The 12,627-nt window shown below is 67.1% G+C and carries 13 protein-coding genes and 1 tRNA gene; 7 read left to right on the forward strand and 7 right to left on the reverse strand.

Annotated features, from left to right (window positions below; genetic code table 11):
• Positions 1–140 precede the first annotated feature (140 nt).
• The 3 genes from ATO11_RS11910 to ATO11_RS11920 all read left to right on the forward strand — a co-directional run bounded on the left by ATO11_RS11910 (position 141) and on the right by ATO11_RS11920 (position 3,716).
• On the forward strand, positions 141–914 hold the full coding sequence (locus tag ATO11_RS11910) for a methyltransferase domain-containing protein (RefSeq protein ID WP_050531069.1): 774 nt from the start codon (positions 141–143) through the stop codon (positions 912–914).
• Between the two features lie 91 nt (positions 915–1,005).
• A complete protein-coding gene (locus tag ATO11_RS11915; protein ID WP_050531070.1) occupies positions 1,006–2,406 on the forward strand; it encodes a hypothetical protein in 1,401 nt (466 codons plus the stop codon).
• Positions 2,388–3,716 carry a glycosyltransferase family 4 protein gene (locus ATO11_RS11920; protein ID WP_207382963.1) on the forward strand — a complete coding sequence of 443 codons (1,329 nt, stop codon included), beginning with the start codon at positions 2,388–2,390 and terminating at the stop codon, positions 3,714–3,716. The genes ATO11_RS11915 and ATO11_RS11920 overlap by 19 nt, the downstream gene beginning before the upstream one ends.
• 20 nt (positions 3,717–3,736) lie before the next feature.
• Here the strand turns inward: ATO11_RS11920 and ATO11_RS11925 are convergent.
• Positions 3,737–3,812: transfer RNA gene (locus ATO11_RS11925), tRNA-Ala, on the reverse strand.
• Positions 3,813–3,909: 97 nt separating this feature from the next.
• Positions 3,910–4,239: a TIGR02300 family protein gene (locus tag ATO11_RS11930; RefSeq protein ID WP_050531072.1), complete on the reverse strand. Its 330-nt coding sequence runs from the start codon at positions 4,237–4,239 to the stop codon at positions 3,910–3,912.
• A gap of 196 nt (positions 4,240–4,435) precedes the next feature.
• On the opposite strand from ATO11_RS11930, the gene ATO11_RS11935 reads away from it, so the two are divergent.
• The gene (locus ATO11_RS11935) at positions 4,436–5,056 is read left to right on the forward strand and encodes a M48 family metallopeptidase (protein WP_341271332.1); all 621 of its coding nucleotides are present in this window, start codon (positions 4,436–4,438) and stop codon (positions 5,054–5,056) included.
• Positions 5,057–5,094: 38 nt separating this feature from the next.
• A complete protein-coding gene (locus ATO11_RS11940) occupies positions 5,095–5,757 on the forward strand; it encodes a GntR family transcriptional regulator (RefSeq protein ID WP_050531074.1) in 663 nt (220 codons plus the stop codon).
• On the opposite strand, the gene ATO11_RS11945 is transcribed toward ATO11_RS11940, so the two are convergent.
• Positions 5,754–6,986 carry a urate hydroxylase PuuD gene (locus ATO11_RS11945; RefSeq protein ID WP_050531075.1) on the reverse strand — a complete coding sequence of 411 codons (1,233 nt, stop codon included), beginning with the start codon at positions 6,984–6,986 and terminating at the stop codon, positions 5,754–5,756. The two genes, ATO11_RS11940 and ATO11_RS11945, sit on opposite strands and share 4 nt — an antisense overlap.
• 43 nt (positions 6,987–7,029) lie before the next feature.
• Positions 7,030–7,386 carry a hydroxyisourate hydrolase gene (gene uraH, locus ATO11_RS11950; RefSeq protein WP_050531076.1) on the reverse strand — a complete coding sequence of 119 codons (357 nt, stop codon included), beginning with the start codon at positions 7,384–7,386 and terminating at the stop codon, positions 7,030–7,032.
• A gap of 57 nt (positions 7,387–7,443) precedes the next feature.
• Here uraH and puuE point away from each other — a divergent pair, with 57 nt between their 5' ends.
• Entirely contained in the window at positions 7,444–8,862 is a 1,419-nt protein-coding gene (gene puuE / locus ATO11_RS11955; RefSeq protein WP_242601407.1) for an allantoinase PuuE, read from the forward strand.
• Complete coding sequence (locus ATO11_RS11960) at positions 8,859–9,332, forward strand: ureidoglycolate lyase (protein WP_278044295.1); 474 nt, start codon at positions 8,859–8,861, stop codon at positions 9,330–9,332. The genes puuE and ATO11_RS11960 overlap by 4 nt, the downstream gene beginning before the upstream one ends.
• 19 nt (positions 9,333–9,351) lie before the next feature.
• Here ATO11_RS11960 and ATO11_RS11965 read toward each other — a convergent pair whose 3' ends face one another.
• Genes ATO11_RS11965 through ATO11_RS22570 form a run of 3 tightly spaced genes read right to left on the reverse strand, consistent with a single transcriptional unit; the run spans position 9,352 to position 12,525 of the window.
• Complete coding sequence (locus tag ATO11_RS11965) at positions 9,352–10,473, reverse strand: DSD1 family PLP-dependent enzyme (protein ID WP_050531077.1); 1,122 nt, start codon at positions 10,471–10,473, stop codon at positions 9,352–9,354.
• The gene (locus ATO11_RS11970; protein WP_050531078.1) at positions 10,470–11,282 is read right to left on the reverse strand and encodes a bifunctional allantoicase/(S)-ureidoglycine aminohydrolase; all 813 of its coding nucleotides are present in this window, start codon (positions 11,280–11,282) and stop codon (positions 10,470–10,472) included. The genes ATO11_RS11965 and ATO11_RS11970 overlap by 4 nt, the downstream gene beginning before the upstream one ends.
• A 7-nt stretch (positions 11,283–11,289) precedes the next feature.
• The gene (locus ATO11_RS22570) at positions 11,290–12,525 is read right to left on the reverse strand and encodes an alpha-amylase family glycosyl hydrolase (RefSeq protein WP_242601409.1); all 1,236 of its coding nucleotides are present in this window, start codon (positions 12,523–12,525) and stop codon (positions 11,290–11,292) included.
• Between the last annotated feature and the right edge of the window lie 102 nt (positions 12,526–12,627).

Raw genomic sequence — 12,627 nt, forward strand, 5'->3', positions numbered from 1 at the left:
ATGCGAGACTGGACCTATAGAGTTAGGGCCAGATTGTCGCGGATCGTGTTGCCAGTTGAGACTTTGGGTCTCAAAAAAGGTTCTTGTTTCGGTTTTTTTTTGATTCAACGTCTATTATCGGAGGACGCCTCGTGGGGTCTATGGATTATGATGACGCGGCTGCAGATCGATTGGAAGCAGCCTACCTTGGGCCGGATGTGACTGCGCAGCGCGCCCACACGATGCGATTGCTGGACATTCAGCCGGGCGAAGCGGTGATCGACCTTGGGTCTGGACCCGGCTTTCTGGCCTCTGACATCGCCGATGCGACCGGACCCGAGGGGCGCGTGCTGGGCATCGATCTGTCTGACGCCCTGATCTCCCGCGCGCGACGCCGGACCACGCAACACTGGCTGCGCCACGAGAAGGCGGACGTGACGCAGATTCCATCAGAGGATGCCTCGTTCGACGTCGTGGTCAGCACTCAGGTGGCCGAATATGTGCCCGACATCGACGCCTTCTGTGCCGAGATGCACCGCGTGATGAAGCCGGGCGCGCGCGGACTGGTGATGGCGACCGATTGGAACGCGATGTCGTGGTCATCGAGTGACCCGGAGAGGATGGCGCGGGTTATGGCGGCCTTTGCCCCGCATTGTGCCGACAGCAGCCTGCCGCAAAGCTTGCGCGGACGGCTGCGCGATGCGGGGCTTGAGGTAACGGGCATCGACTGTTTTCCCATCGTGACCACGGACTGGCACGAGGGATGTTACTGCCAGACGGTCATTCCCTTCATCCAGGGATATATTCGCACGGTCGGCACGCTGGATGACGCCACGCTTGATGCATGGGCGGAGGACCTTGCCGATCTGAATGCGCGGGGCGAGCATTTCTTTGCGACGTTCCGGTTCAGTTTTCTGGTGACGCGCCCGCACTGATCCGCCGGGACACATAATTGTGGCCGGTTGCCGCCTCGTTTTCGGCGCAGTTTTCGCTTAAAGCGGGGCAACTGGAAACCGGGCGCGGATCATGCCGAATCCATTGGCCTTCCTGATGCTGGCGATCTGGCCGATCGTCACGGTCGTGATGTTCAAGCGTCTCGGCCCCGAAAGGGGTGTGATCTGGACCTTGCTGGCCGCCTACCTGATCCTGCCGGAATTGCCCGCCCAGTACGACTTTCCGCTGCTGCCGCCGCTGACCAAACACACGATCCCGTCGCTTGCGACTTTTACCTGCGCGCTCTTGATGTTCGGCTATCGCGGGTCGATCCTGCCCCATTCCCACGTCGGCAAGCTGTTGCTGGCGACCTTCATCCTGTCGCCGATGTTCACGGTGATGAACAACGGCGAGCCGGTTGTCTTCGGCGAAGTGGGTCTGCCGGGGCTGCGGACGATGGACGCGGTGGCGCTGGTTCTGACGCAGGCGATCATGATCCTGCCCTTCCTTCTGGCGCGGTCCTTCCTCAATTCGGGCAAGACACAGCGCGAGCTGATGGTGGCGTTCATGTTCGCGGGCCTCGCCTATTCGATCCCGATGCTGATCGAGGTGCGCCTGTCACCGCAGCTGAACCAGTGGATCTATGGCTTCTACCAGCATTACTTCAACCAGTCGGTGCGGTTCGGCGGGTACCGGCCCGTCGTGTTCCTGTATCACGGGCTGTGGGTCGCGTTCTTCTGCATGACGGCGCTGGTCTGCGCGGTGGGCCTGTTGCGGGAGGACAGGCAGCGGTCGAAGCTGTTCTATTTCGGCTGCGTCGTGTGGCTGGCGGGGGTCCTGTTCCTGTCCAAGTCGCTGGGGTCGTACCTGTTCGCCCTGTTCCTCGTGCCGTGCGTTTTCTTCCTTGGCCGGGTTACGCAGATCAAGGTGGCGATCCTTCTGGGCCTGATCGCGACGACCTACCCGGTGCTGAAAGGGTTCGACCTTGTGCCGCAGCAGGAGATGCTGGAGGCGGCGGCGGCGATCGACCCGGACCGCGCGGCGTCGCTCGAATTCCGGTTCACGAACGAGAACACGCTGCTGGAACGCGCCTATGAAAAGCCGGTCTTCGGATGGGGAAGCTGGGGGCGGAACCACATTCTCGACCCGGTCAACGGCAACATCCTGACGGTCACCGACGGGCGCTGGATCATCGTGATCGGTGTCTGGGGATGGGTCGGGTTCCTCGCGGAATTCGGGTTGTTGCTGCTGCCGCTGATCCTGCTCTGGCGAGAGGCGGTGGCGCCACGGGAGGGCGAGATCTCTCCGTTCATCGCGCCGCTGTCGCTGCTTCTGGGCATCAACATGATCGACATGGTGCCGAACGCGACGATCACGACGCTGACATGGCTGCTGGCCGGGGCGCTGACCGGGTATGCCGAGGTGCTGCGCGCCGAGCGGCTGAAGGAAAAGCGCCGGTCGTGGGTCGGGCTGCGATGGAGACCCATCCTGTGACCCGCCCCCGCGTGCTGGTCATTGCCGAGGCCGCGAACCCCGAATGGGTGAGCGTGCCGCTGGTGGGCTGGTCGATGGCGGAGGCGCTGCGCGGCGTGGCCGACGTGCACCTTGTCACCCAGGTCCGCAACCGCGACGCCATCCTGCGCGCAGGGCTGGTCGAGGGCACGGATTTCACCGCCATCGACAGCGAGGCGCTGATGAAACCCATGTGGGCGCTGGCCGAGAAGCTGCGCATGGGCGAGGGAAAGGGGTGGACCACGCTGCAGGCGGTCTCGTCCCTGACCTATCCGTATTTCGAGCGGCTGGTCTGGCGGCAGTTCGGGGCGGCCATCAGGGGTGGCGAATACGACCTCGTGCACCGCGTCACCCCGCTGTCGCCCACAACCGCCAGCCCGCTGGCACGGAAGGTCGCGCGGACGGGTACGCCCTTTGTGCTGGGGCCTTTGAATGGCGGTGTGCCGTGGCCCAAGGGCTTCGATGCGGAGCGGCGGCGCGAGAAGGAATGGCTGAGCTATGTCCGGGGTGCCTACAAGTGGCTGCCGGGGCGGCGCGCGACGCTGGACGCGGCGAGCGCGATCCTGTGCGGATCGCGGCACACCGCGTCCGAGATGCCCGCGCGGGTGCGGGACAAGGTGATCTACCTGCCGGAAAACGGGATCGACCCGGCGCGGTTCACCGGCACCGCCAACCCGCCTTCCGACGGTCCGCTGCGGGGATGTTTCGTGGGGCGGCTGGTGCCCTACAAGGGCCCCGACATGTTGATCGAGGCGGCGCGGCCCCTGCTGGAGAAGGGACTCCTTGCGCTCGATATCGTGGGCGACGGGCCGATGCGCGCCGATCTGGAGCAGATGGCGGCGGGCCTGCCGGTGACCTTCCACGGCTGGCAAGCGCATGGCGATGTGCAGACGATCCTGCGGCAAAGCCACCTGCTGACCTTCCCGTCGATCCGCGAATTCGGCGGCGGCGTGGTGCTGGAAGCGATGGCGCTGGGCGTGGCCCCGCTGATCGTCGATTATGCCGGGCCGGGGGAGTTGGTGACCGAAGGGCTGGGCTACAAGGTGCCGGTCGGTTCACGGGCCGAGATCATCGCGGCCTTCGGGGCCGAACTGGCGCGCCTGGCCGACGCCCGCGCCGACATTGCCGCAACCGCGCGCCGCGCGCAGGAGCGCGTTCAGACCCATTTCCTGTGGGACAGGAAGGCCGGGCAGGTCGCGCGGGTGTATGACTGGGTGCTGTCCGGGGCCGGTCCCAAACCGGACTTCTTCACCGGCGGCGCACCGGAACAAGGTGCGACCGACGCGGCCTGATCCGGCAATTTGGGGAAGTATGGTGGAGCCTAGGGGAATCGAACCCCTGACCTCTACAATGCCATTGTAGCGCTCTCCCAGCTGAGCTAAGGCCCCGTTCCTTGCGGCCGGTCTGGTGTCGTCCGGCCTGCGCGTGTCTAGGCAAAGGCCCCGGCGCGATCAAGCGAAAAATCGCGCCGAACGGGGCCTGCCGTCAGCTGTCGTCGTCTTCGGACGGGACGTCCGCGATGTCGTCGAGGGACACGTTGTCCTCGTCGTCGTCATCGTCCAGAACATCATCGCCAAGATCGACATCGACGTCTTCATCGTCGTCTTCGAGAACCACGTCGTCTTCGGATTCCTCGGCCTTCGCCTTGGCGGTGGCCGCGTCTTCGCGGTCGGCCTCGATCATGCGGCTCTTGCCGTTCTGGATCTCGACCACTTCACCCGTGTAGGGGCTGACGATCGGCACCTTGTTGAGGTCGTAGAAACGTTTGCCGGTGGTCGGGCAAAGACGCTTGGTTCCCCATTCTTCCTTGGGCATGTCTGCTGTTCTCCAGCTGGGCATCGGTGGCTGCAACGGGCGCCTTGAAGGCGATCCGCGTCCCCTGCCATAAAGGCGGGGAGGTGTCAAAGCCTATCCCGAAGGTGGGCGGCTGGTGAGCGATATGGGACAACACAGATTGCCGGGCAACCCCCCGGTCGAGATTTCGTTGCGGCGTTCGGCGCGGGCGCGGAGGATGACGCTGCGGGTGTCGTCGCTGGACGGGCGCGTGACGCTGACGGTGCCGCGCCACGTGAGCGACCGTGAAGCGCTGGCCTTTGCCGAAACGCGGGCCGAGTGGGTGCGGGGCCATGTCGAACGGGCGCCCGGTGAAACCGTCGTGGCGGAGGAGGCGGAACTACCCATCGACGGCACGCCGCACGTGGTGCGGCGCGGCGACGTCGCCGCCGCGACCGCGCGGGACGGCGTGTTGTACGTGCCGCGCCGCAGCCGCGCTGTGCCGCGCGCGGTGCAGGCGTATCTGAAGGCCACGGCGCGGGATGCGCTGTCCGAGGCCTGCGACCGCTTTGCCGCCAAGCTGGGTCGGCCCTATGCGGCGCTGTCCCTGCGCGACACGCGGTCGCGCTGGGGGTCCTGCACGGCGGAGGGGCGCATCATGTTGTCGTGGCGGCTAATCATGGCGCCGCGTGACGTGCGCGATTACGTGGCCGCGCACGAGGTCGCGCACCTGGCCGAAATGAACCATTCGCCCGCCTTCTGGGCGCGGGTGGCCGAGATTTACGGCCCCCATGACCGGCAGCGCGCATGGCTGCGCCACCATGGTCCCGCGCTGCACCGGGTCCGGTTCGACCTCTGAGCGTTGACGTGCGACGGGGTTTGTGATCACAAAAGGCCATGCTGCCCGATCCACCGCCGACGCCCGCCCCGAACGCCCCGTCCCCCGCCGCGCATGACCGCGTCTATCGCGGGCTGCGCAGCCAGATCATGTATGGTCACCTGTCCCCCGGACAGGCGCTGACCCTGCGCGGCATCGGCAAGGAATTCGGGGTGTCGATGACCCCCGCGCGCGAGGCCGTGCGGCGGCTGGTGGCGGAGGGGGCGTTGCAGATGTCGTCCTCGGGCCGGGTGTCGGCGCCGGAGCTGACGACCGACCGGATCGAGGAGTTGGCGGCGCTGCGCGCTCTGCTGGAGGTGGAACTGGCCACCCGCGCCCTGCCGCGCGCCCACATGGCGCTGATCGAGCGGTTGTCGAGCCTCAATTCCGTGGTGGCCGAGATGGTCGCGAAGCACGATTCGGCGGGGTATATCCACGCCAACCTCAACTTTCACCGGACGCTCTACCTGCGCGCGCAGGCGCCCGCGATGCTGGCGCTGGCGGAGACCGTCTGGTTGCAGCTGGGGCCGACCATGCGGGCGCTTTACGGGCGGATGCGGCAGAGCGAGCCGCCACGGTACCACCGGTTGATCATCGCGGCGCTGAAGGCCGGGGACGAGCCTGGGTTGCGGCTGGCGGTACGGTCGGACGTGACGACGGGGCTGCGCCTGCTGGTGGCCTAGCTGCCCGACTGGCGGCTGGCGCGGATCCACGCCGCGATGGCGGCGCGGGCCTCTGGCTCCATCTGCAGGGCATTGGGTGGCGGCATGGCGTGGCTGCGCGCGGCCTGCAGGTAAATCTGGGTCGCGTGGCGTGCGACGTCGGTTTCGGTTTCCAGCACCACGCCCTTGGGCGGCCAGTGCATCCCGTCCCAGACGGGTTCGCGCGCGTGACACATCGAGCAATTGCCGATCACCGCGTCATAGGCTTCATCGAACCCCGCGGCGGCGATCAGGCGCGCCTCTTCGCGCCCGGGCGTGCGCGCCTCGGCCTCGTCCACCGTCTCTCCCGTGCCGGCGGTTGACAGCCAGGCGATCAGCAGGAACAGGATCACCGTCGCGCCCCAGGTCCAGTGCGGGCCACGGCCCATGGCGTGCAGCGTGTTGAAATAGTGCCGGATGGTGACGCCCATCAGGAACACCAGCGACGCGATCAGCCAGTTCCACTCGGTCGCGAAGGCCAGCGGGTAGTGGTTCGACAGCATCAGGAAGATGACCGGCAGGGTGAGGTAGTTGTTGTGGGTCGAACGCAGCTTGGCGATCTTGCCGTACTTGGCATCCGGGGTGCGACCCGCCTTGAGGTCCGCCACGACGATGCGCTGGTTGGGCATGATGATGAAGAACACGTTGGCCGTCATGATCGTGGCGGTGAACGCGCCCAGATGCAGCAGCGCCGCGCGGCCGGTGAAGACCTGGTCATAGCCCCATGACATCACGACCAGAACGGCGAACAGGAGCAGCATGAGCGTCGTCGGACGCTCCCCCAGCGGGCTTTTGCAAAGCGCGTCGTAGATCACCCAGCCCACCGCCAGCGACGCCGCCGAGATGGCGATGCCCTGCCAGAGCACGAGGTCGTTCTTGGTGGGGTCGAGGAGGTAGATCTCTCCCCCCGCCCAGTAGACGATCATCAACAGCGCCGCGCCGCTGAGCCACGTGGAATAGCTTTCCCATTTGAACCACGTCAGATGCTCGGGCATCCGGGCTGGCGCGACCATGTATTTCTGGATGTGGTAGAAGCCGCCGCCGTGGACCTGCCATTCCTCCCCGTCCGCCGGGCCGGGGATGTCGCGGTTGAGGCCCAGATCGAGCGCGATGAAGTAGAACGACGACCCGATCCACGCGATGGCGACGATCACGTGTGTCCAGCGCACCGCGAATTCGGCCCACGACCAGAGGATGGCGAGATCCATCATGGCTTGCCAGCCAGCGGGTGGAGTACGTTTGCCGTGTTGTCCATCAGCTTCCCCGGTACGTGCTCATCCCGTGGGGGGAGAGGAGGAGGGGGACGTGGTAATGGCTGTCTTCGGCCATGCCGAAGCGGATCGGCACCTGGTCGAGGAAGAGCGGCTCTGCCGTGGCCTGACCGGTGGCGCGCAGGTAGTCGCCGGCGAAGAAGATCAACTCGTAGATGCCGGTCTTGAACTTGTCGGCGGGCAGGATCGGTGTATCGGTCCGGCCATCGGCATTGGTGACGGTTTCGGCGATCTTGCGGTGGCTGTTGCCGGAGACGCGGTAGAGCGCGATCTTGATGCCCGCGGCCGGGACACCGCGGGCGGTGTCGAGAACGTGGGTGGTGAGGAACCCGTCGGCCATCTTGTCAACGCTCCCGCGATTTGATGCAGTCAGGCAGACCACATCACAGGACCCGACATGGCACAAGACCCGCCCCGCTATCCCCGCGACATGACCGGCCACGGCGCGGTGCCCCCTGACCCGCAATGGCCGGGCGGTGCGCGGATCGCTGTGCAGATCGTCGTCAACTACGAGGAAGGCGGCGAGAACAACATCCTGCACGGCGATGCCGCGTCGGAAGCGTTCCTGTCCGAGATCGTGGGTGCGGCGGCCTGGGAAGGGCAGCGGCACTGGAACATGGAATCGATCTATGAATACGGGGCGCGGGCCGGGTTCTGGCGGTTGCACCGGATGCTGGGGCACCTGCCGGTGACCGTGTATGGCGTGGCGACCGCGCTGGCGCGCAGCCCCGAACAGGTGCGCGCCATGCAGGCCGCCGGGTGGGAGATCGCGAGCCACGGGCTGAAGTGGATCGAACACAAGGACATGCCGGAAGAAGAAGAACGCGCGCAGATGGAAGAGGCGATCCGCCTGCACGCGGAGGTCACGGGCGCGCGGCCGCGCGGCTGGTACACGGGCCGCTGTTCGATGAACACGGTGAGGCTGGCCGCCGAGGAGGGCGGTTTTGCCTATGTCGCGGACAGCTATGCCGATGATCTGCCGTACCGGGCGCGGTTCGGCGACCGCGAGCAACTGATCGTGCCCTACACACTGGATGCCAACGATATGCGCTTCGCCACGCCGCAGGGGTTCAACGCGGGCGACCAGTTCGAGGCGTATCTGCGCGATTCGTTTGACGTGCTGTATGCCGAGGGCGGGCGGATGCTGTCGATCGGGCTGCATTGCCGGTTGATCGGGCGACCGGGCCGGGCGGCGGCGTTGCAGCGCGCGATCGACTACATGGCAGGGCATGAGGGCGTGTGGTTTGCCACCCGCGAACAGATCGCCGATCACTGGGACACGGTGCATCCCGCAAGGGCGTCGGGTGAGATCACCCGACCTACAACCCTTGACCGCGAGACCTTCGTGGAGCGGTTCGGCGGCGTGTTCGAACATTCGCCATGGGTGGCGGAACGGGCCTGGGCGCTGGAGCTTGGACCGGCGCATGACAGCGCGACGGGGCTGCACAACGCGCTCTGCCGGGTGTTCCGGTCGGCCTCGGACGAAGAGCGGCTGGGCGTCCTGCGGGCGCATCCCGATCTTGCCGGGAAGCTGGCGCAGGCGCGCAGGCTGACGGAGGCGTCGACGGCGGAGCAGGCCTCTGCCGGGCTGGACGCGCTGACGGACGGGGAGCGGGAGGAGTTCACCACGCTCAATACCGCGTATGTCGAGAAGCACGGGTTCCCGTTCATCATCGCGGTCAAGGACAACACCAAGGCGTCGATCCTCGACGCCTTCCGACGCCGCATCGGCCACGCGACCGGGGACGAGATGGACGAGGCCTGCCGCCAGGTCGAACGGATCGCCGAGTTGCGGCTGCGGGACATGCTGCCGTGATCGCGGTGCGCGAGATGGACGCGGCGGAGTTCGCGCCGTTCGGTGACGTGCTGGAGTGCAGCGGCGCGCCCGACAAGATCATCAACCAGGGCCTGTGCGGGCGGTTTCACGACCGGGCGCGGCTGGATTTCGCGGACGGGCGGGCGGGCGTGAGCCTGTTCCGGGCAGAGCCGCGCAACCTGCCGCTGACGCTGGAGATGGTGGAGCGGCATGCGCAAGGCAGCCAGTGTTTCGTGCCGATGAGCCTTGACCCGTTCCTCGTGATCGTCTGCCCGGACGAGGGTGGCGTACCGGGGGAGCCGCGCGCCTTTCGGACCAAACCGGGGCAGGCGGTGAATTTCCATCGGGGCACGTGGCACGGGGTTCTGACGCCCCTGCACGCGCCCGGCCTGTTCGCGGTGATCGATCGGATCGGCGACGGCGCGAACCTTGAAGAGCACTGGTTCGACACGCCCTACACGGTCAGGTGAGATCACCCGACCTACGGCGCTACCACTGGCAGCCGCGCGCGGTGACGGGCCAGAGCTCGGCCACCGTGTCGCCCCGGCAGGCGACGATCCAGTCGTGCAGGTTGAAGGTCGGGTCGCAATGGCCGGGGATCAGGCGCAGCCTGTCCCCCACGGCGAGGGTACTGGCAGGGTCGTCGACGGTCGTGTGTTCGTCGGACGCGCCCGTCACCCGCAGGTCAGGCCGGTCGGCGATCACCGGCAGGCCGCTGTCGATGGCGTGGGCCTTGTGCCCCGCGTCGAGCACGGCGAGGCCGGGGCGGGTGACGCTCATCACCTCGGTCAGGACGAAGACGGCGTGCCGCCACGTGGCGTCGTACCGGCTGTCGTTGGCATCGAGGAGGCGGGCGTAATCGACGTCAAGCACGGCGTAGGAGCCGCATTGCAGCTCGGTGTAGAGGCCGGAGGCAGCCTCCGCCGGGAAGGTGCCGCTGCCTGCGCCGGTGACCTGCGGGGGTGGCAGGCAGATGTCGCGCAGGGCGGAGACGGCCTCGGCCACGAGGGGCAGCGCGGCATCGATGGCGGCGGAGCGTTCGGCGTGGGTCGGCAGGTGCTGGGCGTTGCCGTGATAGGCCTGAAGCCCGGCGAAGGAGAGGCCCGGCGCGGCGTCGATGGCGCGGGCGAGGGTCACGACGTCGGCGGTCGAGGTGACGCCGCAGCGGCCCTGTCCGATGTCCCGTTCGACATAGACGTCGAGCGTGGCTCCGGCGGCGGTTATGGCGCTCGAGAGTTCGGGCACGTTCGCGGGATCGTCGACGCAGACGCCGACATGCGCGCCGGTGGCTGCAAGCGCCGTCAGGCGGGCGATCCGGGCCGCGCCACGCACTTCGTTGGTTACAAGGAGGTCGGTGACGCCCGCACGCGCGAAGGCCTCTGCCTCGGACACTTTCTGGCAGCAGAGGCCCACCGCGCCGTGGGCCATCTGGAGCCGCGCGAGGTCGGCGGATTTGTGCATCTTGCCGTGTGGGCGCAGCCGGACGCCCGCCTCTTTCGCCAGCCGGGCCATGCGGGCGAGGTTGTGATCGAGCGCGTCGAGATCGACGATCAGCGCGGGCGTCAGCACCTCGGACAGCGGCTGGCCGGGATATGCAGGCGCGTCGGTCACACGCGCAACGGCATGTGGCGGTTGACGTCCTTGTAGAGCAGGTAGCGGAACGGCTCGTCCCCCGTGGCGATGCAGGCCTGCGGGCAGAAGGCGCGCAGCCACATGTAATCGCCCGGTCCGACCTCGTGCCAGTCGGTGTTCAGCAGGTAGCGGCCCTGCCCCTGAAGGACGTAGAGCCCGTGTTCCATCACGTGGGTTTCGGGGAAAGGGATCACGCCACCGGGTTCGAGCGTGACGATGTTCACGTGCATGTCGTGGCGCAGGTCGTCGGGTTCGACGAAGCGGGAGGTGGACCAGCGCCCGCCGGTATCCGGCATCGGGCGCAGGGGCGTCGCGGCGTCGCTGGTCACGAACGGGTCGGGCGCGGGCACGCCATCGGCCGCGACATAGGCTTTGCGGATCCAGTGGAAGATAAGCTCGGTCCCGGCGGTCAGGTTCCAGTCGGTGCCGGGCGGGATGTAGGCATAGCTGCCGGGTTCCAGCGGGTGATCAGCGCCGTCGAGCGTCAGGGTACCGGTGCCATGCGTCACGAACAGGACCGCCTGCGCGGCGGGGTCGCTTTCGGGACGGTCGGATCCGCCGCCGGGAGCCACTTCCACCACGTAATGCGAGAAGGTTTCGGCAAAGCCCGACAGGGGCCGCGCAATCACCCACATCCGCATGTCCCGCCAGTGCGGCAGGAAGGACGTCACGATATCGCGCATCGTGCTGGCGGGGATCAGGGCATAGGCCGTTGTGAACACCGCGCCGTCATCGGGGCGCGCGGTTTGCGGGGGCAGGCCTCCGGGCGGTCGGGCATAGGTTGTCATGGCCCTGTTATGCGCCCTGCGCGCCGCCGGGGGAAGCGTGGATGGCAAATGCCTCGAACGGGGCGAGGGTCACGGGGCCGTCGAGCGAAGTGCGCGCGGTCACGTTCGCGGAGAGCGACGTGCCCGTGACGTGCAGGGCGGCGGGCGGGTCGAACGCGACCGGGTGGTCCGCGAAACTGGCGACCACCACCAGCCGCTCCTCCCCCAGCCTGCGTTCATAGGCCCAGACATGGCTGTGGTCGGGGGCGTGCGGAATGTAGCGGCCGTGCTGGACAAGGGGCATGTCGCGGCGCAGGGCGATGAGCCCGCGGTAATGGGCAAACACGCCGTCGGGATCGGCCCGGTCGGCGGCGACGTTGATCTGCGCGTGGTTGGGGTTCACCCCGATCCACGGAGTGCCGGCGGTGAAGCCCGCCTGCGCGCCATCCGTCCATTGCATCGGTGTGCGGGCATTGTCGCGGCTGTTGGCGCGCGCGCCTTCGAGGAACGCCTCCTCGGTCACGCCGGCGGCGTGCTGGTCGGCGAAAAGGCCCAGCGTTTCGATGTCGCGGAACTGGTCGATCCGGGTGAAGGGGACGTTTGTCATCCCGATCTCTTCGCCCTGGTAGACATAGGGCGTGCCCTTCATCAGGTGCAGCACCGTCGCCAGCATCTTGGCCGAGCGGACGCGGTATGTACCGTCGTCGCCATAGACCGAAACCTGCCGGGGCAGGTCATGGTTGGTGAGGAAGAGCGAATTCCACCCGTCATCGGCCAGCGCGTCCTGCCACGCATCGAACACCGATTTCAGGCGGGGCAGGTCGAAGGGGCGGGGTTTGAACTTGCCCAGAACCGGGTCCCACCCGGCCTTCACGTGGTCGAACTGGAACACCATGTCGAGCTCTGCCCGGTCCCGCCCGCTGTAAAGCAGCGCCGTGTCGCGGGTCACCGACCAGCTTTCGCCGACGGTCAGCACGTCGCGCCCGGCCAGCGTTTCGCGGTGCATCTCCTGCAGGAAGGCGTGCAGGTCCGGCCCCTCCTCGAACACGCCGGCATCGACGTCCTTCCCGATGAGCGAGATCACGTCCATGCGGAAGCCGCCGATGCCCCGGTCGAACCACCAGTTCATCATGTCATGGACTTGCGCCCGCAGCGCCGGATTCTGCCATTCGAGGTCGGGTTGATGCGGGGAGAAGTAGCCGAGGTAGTATTTCCCCAGCGGCTCGACATATGTCCACGCGGACCCGCCGAAACAGGCCTGCAGGTCCGAGGGCGGGCCGCCACCGGGCGCGGGATCGCGCCAGACGTAATAGGCGTGTGAACCGCCCCGGGTTTACCGGAGAGTTTCTGGTTCAATAGTTAGGCT

Source organism: Pseudaestuariivita atlantica, assembly GCF_001205715.1.
In the GTDB taxonomy this organism is placed as follows: domain Bacteria; phylum Pseudomonadota; class Alphaproteobacteria; order Rhodobacterales; family Rhodobacteraceae; genus Pseudaestuariivita; species Pseudaestuariivita atlantica.

What these genes read in the sequence shown, in the direction of transcription:
- ATO11_RS11945 (WP_050531075.1), bottom strand. Translation starts at nt 6,986, where the DNA reads ATGATGGATCTCGCCATCCTCTGGTCGTGGGCCGAATTCGCGGTGCGC.
- ATO11_RS11940 (WP_050531074.1), top strand. Translation starts at nt 5,095, where the DNA reads ATGCTGCCCGATCCACCGCCGACGCCCGCCCCGAACGCCCCGTCCCCC.
- puuE (WP_242601407.1), top strand. Translation starts at nt 7,444, where the DNA reads ATGGCACAAGACCCGCCCCGCTATCCCCGCGACATGACCGGCCACGGC.
- ATO11_RS11970 (WP_050531078.1), bottom strand. Translation starts at nt 11,282, where the DNA reads ATGACAACCTATGCCCGACCGCCCGGAGGCCTGCCCCCGCAAACCGCG.
- ATO11_RS11930 (WP_050531072.1), bottom strand. Translation starts at nt 4,239, where the DNA reads ATGCCCAAGGAAGAATGGGGAACCAAGCGTCTTTGCCCGACCACCGGC.
- ATO11_RS11935 (WP_341271332.1), top strand. Translation starts at nt 4,436, where the DNA reads ATGACGCTGCGGGTGTCGTCGCTGGACGGGCGCGTGACGCTGACGGTG.
- ATO11_RS11915 (WP_050531070.1), top strand. Translation starts at nt 1,006, where the DNA reads ATGCCGAATCCATTGGCCTTCCTGATGCTGGCGATCTGGCCGATCGTC.
- ATO11_RS11920 (WP_207382963.1), top strand. Translation starts at nt 2,388, where the DNA reads ATGGAGACCCATCCTGTGACCCGCCCCCGCGTGCTGGTCATTGCCGAG.
- uraH (WP_050531076.1), bottom strand. Translation starts at nt 7,386, where the DNA reads ATGGCCGACGGGTTCCTCACCACCCACGTTCTCGACACCGCCCGCGGT.
- ATO11_RS11910 (WP_050531069.1), top strand. Translation starts at nt 141, where the DNA reads ATGGATTATGATGACGCGGCTGCAGATCGATTGGAAGCAGCCTACCTT.